Genomic DNA, 18,601 nt, shown 5'->3' on the forward strand with positions numbered 1-18,601 from the left:
AGGCCATCGACCGCGCGCAGCCGCTGTTCGACGCCATCGGCCACAAAACCTGGCGCATCGGCGCGCTGGCGCCGCAGGCGAACGTGATGAAACTGGCGGCGAACTTCATGCTGGCCGCGGCCGTGGAGACGCTGGGCGAGGCGGCGGCGCTGCTGGGCGGACATGGCGTCGCGATGCGCGATTTTCTCGACGTCGTCACGAGCGGGCCGTTTCCGGGGCCGGTCTACGCGGGCTACGGCGGCATGATTGCCGAGGGCCGCTACGAGCCGGCGCTCTTCAAGGCGCGCCTCGGGCTCAAGGACGTGCGCCTCGCGCTCGCGGCCGCCGACGCGGTATCGACGCCGCTGCCGGTTGCGAGCGTGGTGCGCGACAGCCTGCTCGAAGCGATCGCGCACGGCGACGGCGACCGCGATTTCGCCGTGCTCGGCAAGGTGTCGGCGCGGCGCGCGGGACGGGGCGACTGAGCGCAGCGCCACGTAGTGCCACGCAGCACCATTCAGGGCGCAAGCACGGGAGCCGACGGCGCGCGGCGCGAGTCAAAACCATCAGACGACCGCGCGCTGACGCACAAAGCCCAGCCGGGCGCGTGTGCAAAATGTGGGACAGAACGCGGGGGCATCCGGTGCACTCAGTGCATTCGGCGATCGCGCGCCGCGCTCACCACACCATCGGGGCGAAGTCGATGCAAACGAGTAGTCCGGGAGACGGCGGATGGAAGCGCGCATCCTGATCGCCGATAACGACGAAAAGTCGCTGGCAGGACTCGGCACCTTGCTGGCCGACCTCCAGTACGCGACGGCGCTGGCCCGCACGCTGGACGACGCGGTCGAGGCGGCGTCGCGGTTTGCGCCTGACGTGGCGATCGTCGCGCTCTCGCTGGCCGAAGGCGACGATTTCGCCGCGCTGGTGCAGCGGCTGCGTGAGGCGTGCGTCACACACGCCGCGCCCGCGCGGATGCCGCTTCTGATCGCACTGAGCGGCTGGGGCGAGTCGCAGCATCGCGACGAGGCGCTCGCGGCCGGTTTCGACGTCCACCTCGTGCGTCCGGTCGGACTCGATCAGCTCACCTTCATTCTGTCGATGATCGGCGGATAAGCCGGCGTGGGCGCACGCAGGTCCGCGCATACCTTTCCTCTTCCAGCGATATGTCCCCGGATCCAGATCATCTCCGGGTAATTCAGGACGCGTATTATGTTGCTAAATTGCAACGTTCAGGGTCCACACTACTTTACATGTTGCGTCGCACCAAGTAGTTCGATATACTTCGCTTTGTCTCCTCCATGTCTCCTCTGATATGGATTCAGCCCGCCAAACATGGCGGGCTTTTTTTCGTCTGTGCACTTTGCACACGGCCTTGCGCACGATTCGCGGACTCAAGCGCAGACAAAAACGCAGACGTAAAAAAACCGGCTCCGGGAAGCCGGTTTTTTTGTTGGCGCCGCGAACACCGCGGTGCCGCGCGCTTAAGCGTTCAGGCCGCTGTCTTCAGCCGCGCCGATCGCGAGGTTCATACACTGGATCGCCGCGCCCGAGGCGCCCTTGCCCAGGTTGTCGAGGCGCGCGACCGTGACGAACTGCTCGTCGTTGCCGAACACGAACAGGTCGACGCGATTGCTGTCGTTGTTCGCCTGCACGTCGAACATGCCGCTGTCGAGATTCTCATCGGCGTTGAACGGCATCACGCGCACGAAGCGCTCGCCTGCGTAGTACTCGCTGTACAGCGCGAGCACGTCTTGCGGCGTGGCGCGGCGCGTGAGCTGCTTCGGCGAAAAATAGGTCGTGACCGCGAGGCCCTTGTAGAACGGGCCGACGATCGGCGTGAACACGGGCGGCTGCTCGAGGCCGCCGTGGAACGCCATTTCCGGCAGATGCTTGTGCGTGAGGCCGAGCGCGTACGGGCGCGGGCTCATCAGCTTCGGATTGCCGCCTGCTTCGTACTCCGCAATCATCTTCTTGCCGCCGCCGCTGTAGCCGGTCAGCGAGTAGCTGTGCGCCGCGAAACCGGGTGCGACCAGACCGGCTTCGACGAGCGGGCGCATCGCCAGCACGAATGCCGAAGCGTGGCAGCCGGGCACTGCGATGCGCTTCGACGCGCGCACTTTCTCGCGCTGCGCGCGGGTCAGTTCGGGCAGGCCGTAGGCCCAGTCGTCGTGCGTGCGGAAGGCCGTACTCGCGTCGATCAGCACCGTGCGATCGTTCTCGACCAGCGAAGCCGATTCACGCGAGGCGACGTCCGGCAGGCACAGGAAGGTCACATCCGATGCGTTGATGAGACGACGGCGTTCCTCGACGTCCTTACGCTTGGCCTCGTCGATCCGCAGGATCTCGACGTCGGCGCGCTGCGACAGGTATTCGAAAATCTTCAGGCCGGTCGTGCCTTCCTGTCCGTCGACAAAAACTTTCGTGCTCATCTCGCTCTCTCTGAAACGCGGGGATTGCGGGCGCCGCCTGCCGCGCAGCGCGAGTCGCTGCGCGCTCACCGATGGGGCGCGGGAACGGTATTTTAAGACCGTATGCCGCCACACGTGTGACGCCGGGCCGAAAAAAATCAGGCTTTACCCGAGGATCTGGCTGAGCGACTAGGGCAATTCGCGGTCAGGGGGCGCGAACGTCTGTCAGACGTTCGCATGACGAACCGCCGCGAATCGCGATGTCATCGGGAAATGGATCGGGAAGCGCGCGGCGTTCAGGCACGCAGGCCGTCAGGCCGTGGCCGAGCGCCCCGCGAGCCAGCGTTCCGTCACCGCCGCGACGCGCGTGCCGAAGGCCTTCGCGGTTTCGAGATCGCCGGACGGCGGCGCTTCGTCGGGCGAGGCGTCGGCGGGCGACTGCGCGAGCAGACCCGTGAAGCCGCCGACGAAGTTCAGATCGTCGCGCGTCGCCGCTTTCGTGTTGGCGGGCATCATGCCCGTGCCGGTCCAGATCATGCCGTGCTGCATCGAGAGCGTTACGAAGTACTGAATGGTCGAGAACTTGTCGCCGTTCATCGTCGCCGAATTGGTGAAGCCCGCCGCGACCTTGTCCTTCCATTTTTGCGTGAACCACGCTTTCGAGCTGGCGTCGGCGAACTTCTTGAAGTCGGCGGACGGTCCGCCCATGTAAGTCGGCGCGCCGAAGATGATGGCGTCGGCGGCGTCGAGCTCGGCCCAGCCCGCATCGTCGATATCGGCGACGGCAATGAGCGTCGCGTGCGCGCCCGCGCCTTGCACGCCCGCATGCACGGCTTCGGCGAGTTTCTTCGTGTGGCCGTAGCCGCTGTGATACGCAATGACGATCCGGGACATGACTGGCTCCAGTGAAGTTGAACGGCGAAGAACAACGGAAGACGACGGAGAACGACAGAGCAAGACGGAAGCGCGCGTGTGGCGTCGCATCATGGTAACCAGTTCCGCGGCGCTTTCGCGCGCCGCGGTGCCTGGCGGACGGAAGGAGAGTTTTTCGGCGTGCGACGTAATCGCCGCGTAATGATTGGCGAGACTGGCGTGCCAGGAAAGCGCGTTACGCGCGGCGTCGCGCAACGAACGTTTGCAAAGATTCGCTCTCCTCAGCGGCCGTACGTGACGGTGATCGTCGCGCTGCCGAGCGCCGCGCCTTCGATCTCGTGCTCGAACATCGTGCCGGGACGCCCCGGGGCGAGCGCGAGCTTGTCGACGCGCAGCGCGTAGACGGTCACGACATAGCGATGCGGTTTGCCCGGCGGCGGGCAGGGGCCGCCGTAGCCGTTGCCGCCGAAATCGTTGCGTGCCTCGATCGCGCCGAGTTTCTTCAGCGCACCCGACGCGCTTGCGTTCTCGGGCAGCGAGACGACGCGTGCGGGAATGTCGGCGACGGCCCAGTGCCACCAGCCGCGCCCGGGCGCATCGGGATCGAAGACGGTGACCGCGAAGCTGCGCGTGCCGGCAGGCGCATTGCGCCAGCTCAGTTGCGGCGAGTGGTTGCGGCCGTCGCAGCCGCTTTCGTTGAAGATTTGCGCGCCGGCCACCTGACCGCCGTCGTGCCAGTTCGCACTGCTCACGGCGAAATGCTCGGCGGCCTGCACGCGAGCGCCCGCGCAGATCAAGAGCAGTGCGACGCCCACGCGCGCAGCCTTGACGGCCATCACGGAAGCGCGCGCGATTGCAGTGAATGCGGGCACAGCAGTCACACGCCGATTACGCATGAGCCGGTTCTCCTGTATGTTGAACTCGTGCATCTCAGATATTTCCGACAGTGCGCATTTGAATTGTGCGCCAGATCGAATTTCGTTCAATATAACGGTATTCCTGCGATGTCTTTCGCTTGTGCGAGCGCTTCGCGCAGGGGGAAATCGGCTATAGTCGCGAGCTTTTCTGCGTGGCCTGCAACGCAATGCAAGGCTGCAGGAAAGAGTCGATATGGATGTCGGAGAGTGTCGGGAACGGGGAGTTCCGTAGGCGCGCGGGCAATCAGAAGTCAAGCACAAAGCAGGACTGCCTACAGGAGGGGTGATGCAGCAGCAGCCAATCAGGGTTGTAGTCGCGGACGATCATCCGGTGATCTTGTTCGGCGCAGAGCATGCGCTGCTCAAGTTTCCCGGCATTCAGGTCGTCGCGCGCGCCCGTCAGTCCACCGAACTGGTCAAGGCGCTGCAGACCACGCCCTGCGACGTTCTCGTGACCGATCTCGCCATGCCAGGCGGCCAGTATGGCGACGGCCTGCCGCTCATCGGCTATCTGCGCCGCAACTATTCCCAGATTCCCATCGTCGTCCTGACCATGCTCGAGAACGCCGCGCTGCTCAAGCGTCTGGGCGAACTCGGCGTGATCGCCGTGGTGCACAAGTCCGACGACCTCAGTCATATCGGACTCGCCGTGCAGCACGTTCACCGCAATCTCGAATACATGAGCCCGCAGGTGAAGATCGCGCTCGATTCGCTGCGGATGAACAGCGGCGGCAAGAGCGAGGAAGTGATCCTCTCCAAGCGCGAGCTCGAGGTGGTGCGTCTGTTCGTATCGGGCATGACGATCAAGGAAATCTCGGAAAAGCTCAATCGCAGCATCAAGACCATCAGCACGCAGAAGAACACGGCCATGCGCAAGCTCGGACTCGACCGCGACTCCGAACTCTTTCAGTACGCGCAGAGCAACGGGCTGCTCAATCTGTCGGCGCACGTGCCGGACGAGAGCGTGCCGGGCGGCGGGGCGACCTGAGCGCGACATCCGCCCATCGCACGAACATGAAAAAAGGCCATTCGCCGTGAAGCGGATGGCCTTTTTAGTCTGATCGCGCGAAGCGATCAGCGCTTATGCAGCAATTTACTGCGGTGCCGACGTCGCGCCGCCGTGCGCCGCCGACCATTCGGCCGGTGCGTGCAGGAATTTTTCGACTTCGTCGAGCGTCTTCGTTTCGAAGTAGCCCGATTCCTTGGCGACGCGCAGCACGTCCCACCACGTGGCGAGTGCGTGCAGGTCGACGTCGATGTCCTTCAGGACCGAGACGCTTTCCTTGAAGATGTTGTAGTGGAACAGCACGAAGCAGTGGTTCACCTGCGCGCCCGCGGTACGCAGCGCGTTGATGAAGTTGATCTTGCTGCGGCTGTCCGTGGTCAGGTCTTCGACCAGCAGCACGCGCTGGCCTTCGGTCAGCAGACCTTCGATCTGCGCGTTACGGCCGAAACCCTTCGGCTTCTTGCGCACGTACTGCATCGGCACCATCAGGCGATCCGACAGCCAGGCCGCGAACGGGATGCCCGCGGTTTCGCCGCCGGCGACGGCGTCGATCTGCTCGTAGCCGACGTCGCGCAGGATCGTCGCTTCGGCCATTTCCATCAGGCCGCGGCGCACGCGCGGGTACGAGATCAGCTTGCGGCAGTCGATGTAGACCGGGCTCGCCCAGCCGGAAGTGAAGATGAAGGGCTTTTCCGCGTTGAAGTGAACGGCCTTCACTTCGAGCAGCATTTTCGCGGTTGCGTCCGAGATCGTCTGGCGATCGTTGCCTGTCATGGGTGAATCCTTGGATGTGAGAGTGCGGAGGAGGGTGGGCGCTCGGCCCGGTGGCGCTGGCACGGCGGGTTCGTGTGCACGGAACCTGCGGTGCGCGGTCTGGAGGGCGTCGATCGTCTGAGGTTTGGCTTCAGACGGCCCGCTCGCTCCGAACGGCTTCTCTTGCGCGCGTAGGCCGGTATTTTACCCGACTTGACGGGCGCCGACGAGTCGGTATGACCGAGTCGATCTGACAGCGTCTGACAGCGATCGATGGGTTTGTGGGGCGCGATCGTCGTGCGCGCTGGCGCGGACGCGCAAACCGCGCTGGCTTTTGATCGCAGTTGTGACCGCGCACCCACGCCAGTAAACTCACGCCGGTTTTCGCCAGGGCCGCGTCGCGCGCGCCCGCGCCCGTCCAGCACAGGATTTCGTCCGCCATGTCGCCTGCTTCGCCTTCCGGGTCACAGCCCGATCCACGTTCCGCTTCCGTCTCCCCAAACCCCCAAGCCTCCCAGGACTCGGACGCCACGCCCGCCGACGTCGCCTTTGCGCCCGCCGCGAGCACGCATGTGAACATGCCCGACCCATCGGGCGACCCGGCGAACGCGGCCCCGCGCGGCCACGCCGTGCGGGCGCTGATCGCCTCGGTGGCGGGCTACGCGATGGACGGCTTCGACCTGCTGATGCTCGGCTTCATGCTGCCTGCCATCAGCGCCGATCTGCATCTGTCGGGCGCGCAGGCGGGCTCGCTCGTCACGTGGACGCTGGTGGGCGCGGTGGTCGGCGGCATCGTGTTCGGGCTGCTGTCCGACCGCTTCGGCCGCGTGCGCGTGCTCACGTGGACGATCCTGCTGTTCGCCGTCTTCACCGGCCTGTGCGCGCTCTCGCGCGGTTACGCGGATCTGCTGGTCTACCGGACCATCGCGGGCATTGGCCTCGGCGGCGAATTCGGCATCGGCATGGCGCTGGTCGCCGAAGCGTGGCCGGCGCGGCTGCGCGCGCGGGCGTCGTCGTATGTCGGGCTCGGCTGGCAGGCCGGCGTGCTGGCCGCGGCGCTGCTCACGCCGTGGCTGCTGCCCGTGATCGGTTGGCGCGGCATGTTCGCGATCGGGCTGCTGCCGGCGGTGGCGTCGTTCTTCGTGCGCCGACGCGTCGAGGAACCGGAGCTGTTCGTTGCGCACCGCGAGCGCGTGGCGCAGGCCGCGCCGCAGCACAAGCCGCGTGCGCTGCGCCTGCTGGTCGCCGACGCCCGCACGGCGCGCGCGAGTCTCGGCGTGGCAGTGCTTTGCTCGGTGCAGAACTTCGGTTACTACGGGCTGATGATCTGGCTGCCTGCGTATCTCGCGAAGTCGTTCGGCTATTCGCTGACGAAATCGGGGCTCTGGACCGCGGCGACCGTCGCGGGCATGGCGCTCGGCATCTGGCTGTTCGGCGTGGCCGCCGACCGCTTCGGCCGCCGCCCGGCGTTCCTGTTCTACCAGGCGGGCGCGGTCGCGATGGTGTTCGTCTACGCGCAGCTTTCCACGCCGTTCGCGCTACTGATCGGCGGCGCGGCGATGGGCGTGTTCGTGAACGGCATGATCGGCGGCTATGGCGCTCTGATCTCCGAGCTGTATCCGACCGCCGCGCGCGCCACCGCGCAGAACGTGCTGTTCAACATCGGCCGGGCGGTGGGCGGCTTCGGGCCGCTCGCGGTGGGCGCCGTGGCCGCGCGCTATTCGTTCTCGACGGCGCTCGCCATGCTCGCGTCGATCTACGTGCTCGACATCCTCGCCACGCTCTTTCTGATTCCTGAACGGCGAGGCGCGGCGCTCGACTGAGCGCGGGCGCGAACGCGCGAGCACCGCGCGCCCACATCAAGCACGGCGCGTAAAAAGTGCGGCGCAACGCCGCACGCGTTTGCACGGAACCTGCGTGCGGCGCCGCGCAGCGCGCAATAAAACTTCCGCGTGGCCGCAACAATGACGCAACACGCGCCGCACGCGCGTTGCGAGTCACTGCGCCAATCGCACGCTTTTTGCGCTGCGCTTTCGCCAACGTCGCCGTTCGCCGCCGATCGGTCTGCGACTCGCCGATTGCTGCACTGCAATCGGCGCGCGCGCGCCGCGCCGCCGCCATAAAAATGCCGTCCAACAGGCGTTATGCAAATTCCCGGTATCAGTCTTTGACCCAAGTCGCCTGAAACGATGCGGGGTGTACACTAATCGCCCGCTATTTCTCGCGTGCCTGTTTCACAGGTGGTTTCGTCAGTCGATGCTGCTTTCGACGCCGACGTCTCCCTACGCGCGGACCGGCGGCATACGACCATAAAACTCCTTTCGTCTCTCACGTCCTGGCAGGCCTGAAAATGGATGAACAACTGAAGCAAAGCGCGCTCGCTTATCACCAGAATCCGAAGCCCGGCAAGATTTCCGTTACGCCGACCAAGCCGCTGTCGAACCAGCTCGACCTTTCGCTCGCGTATTCGCCGGGCGTGGCGGCTGCGTGCGAAGCGATCCACGCCGATCCGCTCGACGCGCAGAAGTACACCTCGCGCGGCAACCTCGTCGGCGTCGTGACCAACGGCACCGCCGTGCTCGGCCTCGGCAACATCGGCCCGCTCGCGGCCAAGCCGGTGATGGAAGGCAAGGGTTGCCTGTTCAAGAAGTTCGCGGGCATCGACGTGTTCGACATCGAACTCGACGAAAGCGACCCGGACAAGCTCGTCGAAGCGATCGCGATGCTCGAGCCGACGCTCGGCGGCATCAACCTCGAAGACATCAAGGCGCCCGAGTGCTTCTACATCGAGCAGAAGCTGCGCGAGCGCATGAAGATTCCCGTCTTCCACGACGACCAGCACGGCACGGCGATCATCGCGTCGGCGGCCATCCTCAACGGCCTGAAGGTCGTGGGCAAGGATCTCGGCAGCATCAAGCTGGTGTGCTCGGGTGCGGGCGCGGCGGCGATCGCCTGTCTGGATCTGCTGGTCAAGCTCGGCGCGAAGAAGGAAAACATCCTCGTCACCGACTCGAAGGGCGTGATCTACGAAGGCCGCGGCAACCTCGATCCGTCGAAGGCGCGCTACGCGGCGAACACCGACGCGCGCACGCTCGCCGACGCCATCAAGGGCGCCGACGTGTTCCTCGGCTGCTCGAGCGCCGGCGTGCTCAAGGCCGAAATGGTCGTGGAAATGGGCACCACGCCGCTGATCCTCGCGCTGGCGAATCCGGAGCCGGAAATCCGCCCGGAAGAAGCCAAGCGCGTGCGCCCGGACGCGATCATCGCCACGGGCCGTTCGGACTATCCGAACCAGGTCAACAACGTGCTGTGCTTCCCGTTCATCTTCCGCGGCGCGCTCGACGTCGGCGCGACGACCATCACGGAAGAGATGAAGCTCGCGTGCGTGCGCGCGATCGCCGAACTCGCGGAAGAAACCGATCAGGGCGACGAAGTGGCGAAGGCCTATGAAGGCCACACGCTCGAATTCGGCCCGGAATATCTGATTCCGAAGCCGTTCGATCCGCGCCTGATCATCAAGATCGCGCCGGCCGTCGCGCAGGCCGCGATGGATTCGGGCGTCGCCACGCGTCCGATCAAGGACATGGACGCGTACCGCGAAGAACTGGGCGCGACGGTCTACCGCACGGGCATGGTGATGCGTCCGGTGTTCGCGGCCGCGAAGGCCAACAACGCGCGCATCGTGTTCGCCGAAGGTGAAGACGAGCGCGTGCTGCGCGCCGCGCAATTCGTGCTGACCGAGAAGATCGCCAAGCCGATCATCATCGGCCGTCCGGCAGTCGTGGAAATGCGCCTGAAGAAGATGGGCTCGAAGCTGCGCGCGGGCACCGACTTCGAGATCGTCGATCCGGAAGACGATCCGCGCTTCCAGAAGAGCTGGCAGGCGTATCACGAACTGGGCGCGCGCCAGGGCATCACGCCGGAAGTCGCGAAGGCGTCGATGCGCAAGTTCAACACGCTGATCGGCGCGATCCTCGTGCATCTGGGCGACGCCGACGGCATGATCTGCGGTCTGCTCAACAGCTTCGACTATCACCTGAAGTTCGTCGAGCAGGTGTTCGGCAAGGCGCAGGAAGCCGAGAACTACGCGGCGATGAACCTGCTGATGCTGCCGGGCCGCAACCTGTTCATCAGCGACACCTACGTGAACGAAGTGCCGAGCGCCGAGCAGCTCGCCGACATGACGATTCTCGCCGCGCGCGAAATCGAGAAGTTCGGCATCACGCCGAAGGTCGCGCTGCTGTCGTCGTCGAATTTCGGCAGCGTGCGTTCGTCGACCTCGCAGCGCATGCAGGCCGCGCGTCAGCTGATTTCGGAACGCGCGCCGCAGCTCGAAGTGGACGGCGAAATGCACGGCGACGCCGCGCTTTCGGAAATGATCCGCAAGCAGTCGTTCCCGGGCACCACGCTCGCGGGCGAAGCGAACCTGCTGATCATGCCGAACGTGGAAGCGGCGAACATCACGTACAACCTGCTGAAGATGATCGGCGGCGAAGGCGTGACGGTCGGTCCGTTCCTGCTGGGCGCGTCGAAGCCGGTGCATATCCTCACGCCGGCGGCGACGGTGCGACGCATCATCAACATGACGGCGGTCGCTTCGGCGAACGCCAAAGTGGCGAAGTAAGGTCGCGGCGGTCTTCGTTTTGACCGCCTCATGATGTGAAAAGGGCGCTCCGTTTTACACGGAGCGCCCTTTGTTTTTTAGCGCCTCAGAACCGCTTCAGAAACGTATCAAGCCGCGTGCCGCGCCGCGCCGTTTTCCGGCGAGCGCCACTTCGCGAGCAGCGTCGCCCACTTCGCGCGCGTGGCCTTGAGGTTGTTCTCCTTCACGTGGCCATAACCGCGAATCGCGTCCGGCAGATTCGCGAGTTCGAGCGCGAGCGGCAGATTCGCGTCGCGCAGACCAGCGCTCACTTCGCGCATCAGCGCCTCGTACTCGCCGATCAGCGCGCGTTCGTGGCGGCGTTCCTCGGTGCGGCCGAACGGATCGAGCGCGGTGCCGCGCAGGAACTTGAGCTTCGCGAGCACGCGCATCGCCGACAGCATGCGCGGGCCGTACTGCTTCTTCAGCAGATGACCCTTGTCGTCGTGCTTCGCGAACGACGGCGGCGCAAGATGGAAGTTGAGCTTCCAGTCGCCTTCGAAGCTCGCCTTGATCTTCTCGACGAAGGCCGGATCGGCGTAAAGGCGCGCGACTTCGTACTCGTCCTTGTAGGCCATCAGCTTGTGCAGATTGCGCGCGACGGCTTCGGTGAGCGGCTGCTGGCCATCGACGTGTTCGAGCTGGGCTTCGGCGCGACGCACTGCGTCGACGAACGCGCGATAACGCTGCGCGTACGCCTCGTTCTGATACGCGGCCAGATACTGCGCGCGCTTCTCGATCAGCGTGTCGAGCGCCTTGGGCGTGTGCAGCGAGACGATCTTCGCACCCGCGTCGCTGACGCCGCGTTCCGCGAGCGGCTTCCGGATCAGCTGATCGACGGCCGCGCGGTCGTGCGCGACGCGCCGCCCCCATTCGAAGGCCGCGAGATTCTTCTCGACCTGCACGGCGTTCAGCTCGATCGCGCGCGTGAGCGATTCGTGCGTGAGCGGCAGCCAGCCCTTTTGCCACGCGTAACCGAGCACGAACGGGTTCGTGTAGATCGCGTCGCCGAGCAGCGCGAGCGCGTAGCGATTGGCGTCGACGGTGGCCACGTTGTCCGCGCCCGCCGCGTTGCGCACGTCGGTCTCGGTGTTCGAACCCGGAAACTGCCATTGCGGATTCTTGATGAACTCGGCCGTCGGCGTGGGCGTGCTGTTGAGCACGACATGCGTGTCGCCTTCGTGCATGCGCGAGACGCAGTCGTCGCTCGCGGTCACGATGGCGTCGCACCCGATCACGAGTTTCGCGTCGCCCATCGCGATGCGCGTCGCGTGGATGTCGTCCGGACGATTCGCGATCTGCACGTGACTCATCACCGCGCCGCCTTTCTGCGCGAGGCCGGTCACGTCGAGCACGGTCACGCCCTTGGCTTCGAGGTGCGCGGCCATGCCGAGCAGCGCGCCGATCGTCACCACGCCGGTGCCGCCCACGCCCGTCACGAGCACGCCGTAGGGGCGCGCGATGGCGGGCACGTCGGGCGTCGGCACGGCGGGCATCGTGTCGTTCGCGACGCTGCTCGCCTTCGGCTTGCGCAACTGGCCGCCTTCGACCGTGACGAAGCTCGGGCAGAAGCCCTTGAGGCACGAGAAGTCCTTGTTGCAGCTCGACTGGTTGATCTGGCGCTTCGTGCCGTACTCGGTGTCGAGCGGCTCGACCGAGAGGCAGTTCGACTGCACCGAGCAATCGCCGCAACCTTCGCAGACGGCCTCGTTGATCACCACGCGCTTCGCCGGATCGGGATACGTGCCGCGCTTGCGGCGGCGGCGCTTTTCCGTCGCGCAGGTCTGGTCGTAGATCAGGATCGTCGTGCCCGCGACCTCGCGCAGTTCGCGCTGCACCGCGTCGAGTTGATCGCGGTGATGGATCGTCACGCCCGGCGCGAGTTTTGCGGCGATGTCGCCTTCGTACTTCTGCGGATCGTCGGTGACGATCACGATCTGCTTCGCGCCTTCGGACGCGAGTTGATGCGTGATCTGCGGCACGGTGAGCACGCCGTCGACGGGCTGGCCGCCCGTCATCGCGACCGCGTCGTTATAGAGAATCTTGTAGGTGATGTTCGCCTTCGAGGCGATCGCCGCGCGGATCGCGAGCAGACCCGAGTGGAAGTAAGTGCCGTCGCCGAGATTGGCGAACACGTGCTTGTCGTTCGTGAACGGCGCCTGACCGACCCACGCCACGCCTTCGCCGCCCATCTGGCTGAAAGTGCTGGTGCTGCGGTCCATCCACACGGTCATGTAGTGGCAGCCGATGCCCGCCATCGCGCGCGAGCCTTCGGGCACGTTCGTCGAGGTGTTGTGCGGGCAGCCCGAGCAGAACCACGGCTTGCGTTCGGCCTGCACGCGCGGTTTGGCGAGCGCGCGTTCCTTCGCTTCGATCACGGCCACGCGTGCGGCGATGCGCGCGCGCACGTCGGACGGCATCTCGAACTTGTCGAGACGCGTGGCGATGGCCTTGGCGATGATCGCGGGCGAGAGTTCGTAGTGCGCGGGCAGCAGCCAGTTGCCCATCGGCACCGACCATTCGCCGCCTGCGCCGTCCTTCTCGTCGAACTTGCCGTAGACGCGCGGACGCTGCGCATCGGGCCAGTTGTACAGCTCTTCCTTGATCGCGTATTCGAGAATCTGGCGCTTTTCCTCGACCACGAGAATTTCTTCGAGCCCGCGCGCGAAGGCTTGCGCGCCTTGCGCTTCGAGCGGCCACACGCAGCCGACCTTGTAGAGCCGCAGGCCGATGCGCGCGCAGGTTTCGTCGTCGAGACCGAGGTCGGTGAGCGCCTGGCGCACGTCGAGATACGCCTTGCCGCCCGTCATGATGCCGAAGCGCGCGTGCGGCGAATCGATCTCGATGCGGTCGAGCTTGTTGGCGCGGACGTAGGCGAGCCCGGCGTACCACTTGTAGTCGAGCAGACGCGCTTCCTGCACGAGCGGCGGATCGGGCCAGCGGATGTTCAGGCCGCCCTCGGGCATCAGAAAATCCTCGGGCAGCACGATGCGCGTGCGGTGCGGATCGATTTCCACCGACGCCGACGATTCCACCACGTCCGTCACGCATTTCATCGCGACCCAGAGGCCGGAGTAGCGGCTCATCGCCCAGCCGTGCAGGCCGAAGTCGAGATATTCCTGCACGTTCGAGGGGAACAGCACCGGCAGGCCGCAGGCCTTGAAGATGTGTTCCGACTGGTGCGCGAGCGTCGAGGACTTGGCGGCGTGGTCGTCGCCGGCGAGCACCAGCACGCCGCCGTGCGCCGACGAACCGGCCGAGTTGCCATGCTTGAAGACGTCGCCGCAGCGGTCGACGCCGGGGCCTTTGCCGTACCACATCGAAAACACGCCATCGTGTTTCGCGGACGGATACAGGTTCACCTGCTGCGAACCCCAGACTGCGGTCGCGGCGAGGTCTTCGTTGACGCCCGGTTGAAAAACGATGCCGTGTGCGGCGAGATGCTGCTTTGCCTTCCAGAGCGACTGATCGAGACCGCCCAGAGGCGAGCCGCGATAGCCTGAGATGAACCCCGCGGTATTGAGACCGGCGGCCTTGTCGCGTTCCTGTTGCAGCATCGGCAGACGGACCAGCGCCTGGATGCCGCTCATGTACGCGCGGCCGCGTTCGAGGGTGTATTTGTCGTCGAGCGTGACGGAAGCGAGTGCGGCTTCGAGCGAAGCGCGCTGACCTGCGTCTAGCGGGGCATTCATTATTTGTCTTCCTCCATCCAACCAATCCGTTGTGGGATCGCCAGAACTTCAGGGCCTCGGCATCTTGTGAATGCGTTGGCCGGGGACGCCATATTGGCTTCTTTTTTTCGATAGTAGCACTCGGATAAACCCGCCGCTCCTCGTCAGAATATCGGTGTTTTCTGACGCATCGCAGCATTCATCCGCAGGCCGTCTGTCAAAATTATCAGATAGTGCTTAGCACTCGTCAGGCCTGTGTAACAAAGGATGTATCCGAGTTTCGTGTGAAGTAACAACGTGTAAAAGTTGCACTTGTACGGAACCGGTCTTGAATATCCTGTCTAACTCCCTCACCTGTGCGATCCGCGCCGCGCCCGAAACATTCAGGGCGCGATCGTTTTTTTGCGCAGTGGCAGGCAGTCTGAAAAAAGGAGTACCACATGAATAATCGACATATCCAGACCTTCCTGACGGTCTCGGCAGCGTTCTTCGCCATGAGCGCGCCGCTGCATTCGAACGCCAGCACCCGCGGCGGCGCGAATGCCTCGACGTCGTCCGCGCAGTATTCGCTGTGCGCGAAGGTCGACACGAACGTCGCACCGGCTGTTAAGGCCGAGCGTTAAGTCGCTCGACGGTCGCTCAGGCAGTTGCTCAAGCAGTTGCTCAAGCTGTCGCTCAACAAACCGCTCATGAAGCGGCGCGCAATGCCGCGTTGATCCGCGCAGCATTCCACTCATACGAGACCGTGGCCGGGTGTGCGGCGGCGGACTCATCGACTGATTCAGCAGCTAAAAAGGGCGAAGATCGTGTGATCTTCGCCCTTTTTGCTTTTCTGCCGCTTAATGTCCCGAAGGCGCTTACGCCTTGTCCTGCACGACGCCGCGGCGAATCTGGTCGAGTTCGATCGATTCGAACAGCGCCTTGAAGTTGCCCTCGCCGAAGCCCTGATTGCCCTTGCGCTGAATGATCTCGAAGAAGATCGGGCCGATCTGGTTCTCGGTGAAGATCTGCAGCAGCAGGTCCTCGGGCGCGCCGTCGATCAGGATCTTGCGCTTCTTCAACTCGTCGAGCGGCTCGGTGTGGCCCGGAACGCGGCGGTTCACCAGCTCGTAGTACGTGTCGACGGTGTCGAGCAGCGCGATATTCGAAGCGCGCAGGCCGTCCACCGTGCGGTAGATGTCGCTGGTGCCGAGCGCGATGTGCTGAATGCCTTCGCCGTGATACGCGTCCAGATATTCCTGGATCTGACCGGCCGTCTCGCCGCCTTCCTCGTTGATCGGAATGCGAATCTTGCCGCACGGCGAGGTCATCGCCTTCGACTTCACGCCCGTCACCTTGCCTTCGATGTCGAAGTAGCGGATTTCGCGGAAGTTGAAGAGGCGTTCGTAGAACTCCGCCCACTCGGCCATGCGGCCGCGATGCACGTTGTGCGTGAGGTGGTCGATGTAGGTGAGGCCGTGGCCGACCGGATTCTGCTCGGCGCCCTCGATCGGCACGAAATCGACGTCATAGATGCCGATGTCGCCAATGCTGCCCGGCTGCGCGCCGTTCTTGCCGCGCCAGCGGTCGACGAAATAGATCAGCGAATCGCCGATGCCCTTGATCGCCGGAATGTTCAGTTCCATCGGGCCGGTTTTGTTGTCGAAGCCCCAGGCGCCCAGTTCGAGCGCGCGCTGGTAGGCCTTGGCGGCGTCCTGCACGCGAAACGCGATCGCGCAGATCGACGGGCCGTGCAGGCGCGCGAAGCGTTGCGCGAACGAATCGGGCTCGCCGTTGACGATGAAGTTGATCTCACCCTGGCGATAAAGCGTCACGTCCTTGTGGCGGTGGCGCGCGACGGCAGTGAAGCCCATGCGCTCGAACAGCTTGCCGAGCGCCTTGGGATCGGGGGCGGTGTATTCGATGAACTCGAAGCCGTCGGTGCCGACGGGATTTTCCCAGGTGGGGACCTGCATGGTTGTCTCCTGCGTTGATCAAGATCATTGATTGGTGCAGGCAGTCTAGCTGTCCAATATGGGAGAAAACTTGCGATCTGGGTCGCAGTTTGCGCAATCTGAGCTATAAAATGCTCTCGATAATTTATCGAGTGGCAGAAAATGGCTGACATCGAATTGGACGCAATCGACCGCCGCATTCTCGCGATCCTTCAGGAGAATGGCCGGCTCTCGAATCAGGAGATCGCGGAGCGGGTGAATCTCTCGCCGAGTCCGTGTCTGCGACGCATTCGGCGGCTGGAAGAGAGCGGGGTGATCCGCGGGTATGTGGCGCTGCTCGACGCGCAAAAGCTGGGGCTCGACCTGCTGGCCTACGTGAATGTGCGGCTGGAGAAGCGCGGGCCGACGGCGTCGGGGCGCGAAGGCGTGACGCACGCCGAGCTGTTTCGCGCGGCCGTGCAGACCTGGCCCGAAGTGGTGGCGTGTCACGCCATGACCGGCGACATGGATTTTCTGCTGCGCGTGCAGGTGGAGGACATGGCGCATTTCTCGCGCTTCGTGCAGGACCAGTTGCTGCACCATCCGTCGGTGATCGACGTGAAGTCGAGCTTTTCCCTGCAGACCTTCAAGGAAACGACCGCGCTGCCAATTCTCTGAACGCCTTTCCCGGCGCCTGGCAGTAGACGTAAAAAAAGCGGCCGAAGCCGCTTTTTTAATTCGTGCTCATTCAACCCAGCCGGGCAGGAGTCACGCCGCCACCGCTTGCGGCAGGATCGTTTCGATCAGACGCGAAGCCTGACGCGCCTGGCGCTTGAGCGCGTAGTCGAACACGGCGGCCTGTTCCTGGAGCATTTCCGCGATGATGCTGCTCTGGTCGGCCGGTTCGAGCGAGAGATACGCGTCGGCTTCGCCGTAGGCGTATTCGATCTTCATGCCCGACTTCTTCGCGATGTGCATCATCGTGGAGTTGCGCGACAGGCAGTGCATGTACAGCGTGGTGACGTGCGTGTTGCGGCTGCGGATGGCCGCACGCTCGAACAGCTTCGAGCCGATGCCCTGGCCGCGCGCGCTTTCGCTCACCGACACGCCGAATTCGGCGGTGCGGCCGTTGCCGTCGGCGGGCAGATAAGCCAGATGGCCCGCGCCAACGAGTTGCAGCTGATGGTCGAACACGCCGAACACGGTGTCGCGCGTGAAATCCAGACCGCGCACATAGTTCTCGATCACGTGGTCCGGCGCGGCCTGGCCGAAACGCAGCAGGCGGTCGTCGGTGCCGAGCGCGAGAAAGTGGCTCAGCAGGCGGTCGCGGTCGGCCGAGGTGAGAACGCGCACCATGACAGGCGAATGACCGGACGACAGCGTGCGGCCGGTCGGCAGGATCGGCGCATGGGCTTGGGTCGAAAGCTTGTTCATGATGGGTTCTCCTTAGAATCGGACTGCGGGCGCATGATGCGGCGCAAAACGAATTCTAGCGGAAACCCTGGGGTGGGGCTAGGGAAAACCCGGATTACGGATTTGAGTGTTGCGCCTAATTAAGAAAATTGACGCGCCAACTCATTGATTTTTATGGGATATGTTCGGTGAATAGGTTGACGCGTCAACTGTTGTGACTACACATCATGTTGCGACGCAGTAATATCGCCGATATCCGGTTCGTTTCAGGGTCAGGCCGATTGCAGTCCGTGATCGACCACGGCGATCACCTGCTCGGCGAAATCGCGGTATCCCATGCGGCCGCCGGGCTTCAGCCACGTGAACGTCCAGTTGATCATGCCGAACACCATCATCGTGAGCGCGGTCTGGTTGTCCGCCGTCACGCGGTCCGGATAGGCGCGCGCGAGCTGGCGCGTGAAGGCGGCGACCACGTCGCGCTGGCGGTTCAGGATGATCTCGCGCTGCGCGTCCACCAGATATTTGACGTCGTTGAGCAGCGCCACATGGCGGCTGTGCGAGGTCTCGTACTCCACGAGAAACGCGCGGATCAGCTCGGCGAAGCTCTCGCGTTCGTCGAGGTTGCGGCGCTGGCTCGCGCCTTCCACCTCCGCGATGATCAGCATCAGCCGCTTCGTGTAGCGGTCGAGCAGATCGAAGAGGATCGCTTCCTTGCTCTCGTAGTAGTGATAGAGGCGGGCTTTGGACGTGCCGCTGGCGGCCGCGAGATCGGACATCGACGTGCTCGGATAGCTCGTCTGCGCGAATTTGGCCGCGGCGAGTTCGAGAATCTGGTCGCGTTGGGTTTCGTGGTCGGGCGCTCGGGTGCGTGCCATTGTTGGGGATCGGCGGAGATCGGCGAGGATCGGCGGAGTTAAGGAGGTCGGGAGATCGGTGGATTCAGCGCGAAAGCGACAGGTGCGCGGCGGTGTGCGGCAGCGCCGGGCGCGTCGAGCGCGCGCTGGCGCCTTCGGCGGGCGCGGC

The 18,601-nt window shown here is 64.4% G+C and carries 15 protein-coding genes; 7 read left to right on the top strand and 8 right to left on the bottom strand.

From position 1 onward, the window contains the following. Both G3N97_RS25485 and G3N97_RS25490 read left to right on the top strand, forming a co-directional pair. Nucleotides 1-464, top strand: a 464-nt coding sequence (locus G3N97_RS25485; RefSeq protein ID WP_205995848.1) for an NAD-binding protein, incomplete at its 5' end; no start/stop codon positions are given. Between the two features lie 247 nt (nucleotides 465-711). Further along, the gene (locus G3N97_RS25490) at nucleotides 712-1,095 is read left to right on the top strand and encodes a response regulator (RefSeq protein ID WP_205995850.1); all 384 of its coding nucleotides are present in this window, start codon (nucleotides 712-714) and stop codon (nucleotides 1,093-1,095) included. Nucleotides 1,096-1,463: 368 nt separating this feature from the next. Here G3N97_RS25490 and argC read toward each other — a convergent pair whose 3' ends face one another. From argC to G3N97_RS25505, 3 genes are all read right to left on the bottom strand, one after another. Beyond that, nucleotides 1,464-2,411 (bottom strand): N-acetyl-gamma-glutamyl-phosphate reductase, encoded by a 948-nt coding sequence (argC, locus tag G3N97_RS25495; RefSeq protein WP_205995851.1) that lies wholly within the window; start codon nucleotides 2,409-2,411, stop codon nucleotides 1,464-1,466. A gap of 291 nt (nucleotides 2,412-2,702) precedes the next feature. Beyond that, nucleotides 2,703-3,284, bottom strand: coding sequence for a flavodoxin family protein (locus G3N97_RS25500; protein WP_205995852.1), 582 nt, complete (start codon nucleotides 3,282-3,284; stop codon nucleotides 2,703-2,705). A 260-nt stretch (nucleotides 3,285-3,544) separates the two neighbouring features. Next, on the bottom strand, nucleotides 3,545-4,099 hold the full coding sequence (locus tag G3N97_RS25505) for a YbhB/YbcL family Raf kinase inhibitor-like protein (protein WP_205995861.1): 555 nt from the start codon (nucleotides 4,097-4,099) through the stop codon (nucleotides 3,545-3,547). Between the two features lie 367 nt (nucleotides 4,100-4,466). Between G3N97_RS25505 and G3N97_RS25510 the strand changes: the two genes are divergently transcribed. Then, the gene (locus G3N97_RS25510) at nucleotides 4,467-5,168 is read left to right on the top strand and encodes a response regulator transcription factor (RefSeq protein WP_205995853.1); all 702 of its coding nucleotides are present in this window, start codon (nucleotides 4,467-4,469) and stop codon (nucleotides 5,166-5,168) included. 105 nt (nucleotides 5,169-5,273) lie between these two features. Here the strand turns inward: G3N97_RS25510 and G3N97_RS25515 are convergent, their stop codons facing one another. Continuing rightward, entirely contained in the window at nucleotides 5,274-5,960 is a 687-nt protein-coding gene (locus G3N97_RS25515) for an orotate phosphoribosyltransferase (RefSeq protein WP_035534075.1), read from the bottom strand. A 557-nt stretch (nucleotides 5,961-6,517) separates the two neighbouring features. Here G3N97_RS25515 and G3N97_RS25520 point away from each other — a divergent pair. Continuing rightward, entirely contained in the window at nucleotides 6,518-7,762 is a 1,245-nt protein-coding gene (locus G3N97_RS25520; RefSeq protein ID WP_205995854.1) for an MFS transporter, read from the top strand. A gap of 527 nt (nucleotides 7,763-8,289) precedes the next feature. After that, on the top strand, nucleotides 8,290-10,563 hold the full coding sequence (locus G3N97_RS25525) for an NADP-dependent malic enzyme (protein ID WP_205995856.1): 2,274 nt from the start codon (nucleotides 8,290-8,292) through the stop codon (nucleotides 10,561-10,563). A gap of 107 nt (nucleotides 10,564-10,670) precedes the next feature. On the opposite strand, the gene G3N97_RS25530 is transcribed toward G3N97_RS25525, so the two are convergent. Then, entirely contained in the window at nucleotides 10,671-14,273 is a 3,603-nt protein-coding gene (locus tag G3N97_RS25530) for an indolepyruvate ferredoxin oxidoreductase family protein (RefSeq protein WP_205995858.1), read from the bottom strand. A 419-nt stretch (nucleotides 14,274-14,692) separates the two neighbouring features. On the opposite strand from G3N97_RS25530, the gene G3N97_RS25535 reads away from it, so the two are divergent. Beyond that, a complete protein-coding gene (locus G3N97_RS25535; RefSeq protein WP_205995862.1) occupies nucleotides 14,693-14,875 on the top strand; it encodes a hypothetical protein in 183 nt (60 codons plus the stop codon). Nucleotides 14,876-15,109: 234 nt separating this feature from the next. On the opposite strand, the gene hppD is transcribed toward G3N97_RS25535, so the two are convergent. Further along, nucleotides 15,110-16,207 carry a 4-hydroxyphenylpyruvate dioxygenase gene (hppD, locus tag G3N97_RS25540; protein ID WP_205995859.1) on the bottom strand — a complete coding sequence of 366 codons (1,098 nt, stop codon included), beginning with the start codon at nucleotides 16,205-16,207 and terminating at the stop codon, nucleotides 15,110-15,112. Between the two features lie 141 nt (nucleotides 16,208-16,348). Between hppD and G3N97_RS25545 the strand changes: the two genes are divergently transcribed. Next, nucleotides 16,349-16,843 (top strand): Lrp/AsnC family transcriptional regulator, encoded by a 495-nt coding sequence (locus G3N97_RS25545; protein WP_074982734.1) that lies wholly within the window; start codon nucleotides 16,349-16,351, stop codon nucleotides 16,841-16,843. A 90-nt stretch (nucleotides 16,844-16,933) separates the two neighbouring features. Here the strand turns inward: G3N97_RS25545 and G3N97_RS25550 are convergent, their stop codons facing one another. Both G3N97_RS25550 and G3N97_RS25555 read right to left on the bottom strand, forming a co-directional pair. Next, nucleotides 16,934-17,599: a GNAT family protein gene (locus G3N97_RS25550; protein ID WP_065061098.1), complete on the bottom strand. Its 666-nt coding sequence runs from the start codon at nucleotides 17,597-17,599 to the stop codon at nucleotides 16,934-16,936. A 251-nt stretch (nucleotides 17,600-17,850) separates the two neighbouring features. Continuing rightward, a complete protein-coding gene (locus tag G3N97_RS25555; RefSeq protein ID WP_205995860.1) occupies nucleotides 17,851-18,453 on the bottom strand; it encodes a TetR/AcrR family transcriptional regulator in 603 nt (200 codons plus the stop codon). Nucleotides 18,454-18,601: the final 148 nt, after the last annotated feature.

It is taken from the genome of Paraburkholderia sp. Ac-20347 (genome assembly GCF_017104805.1).
GTDB classification, from domain to species: Bacteria; Pseudomonadota; Gammaproteobacteria; order Burkholderiales; family Burkholderiaceae; genus Paraburkholderia; species Paraburkholderia tropica.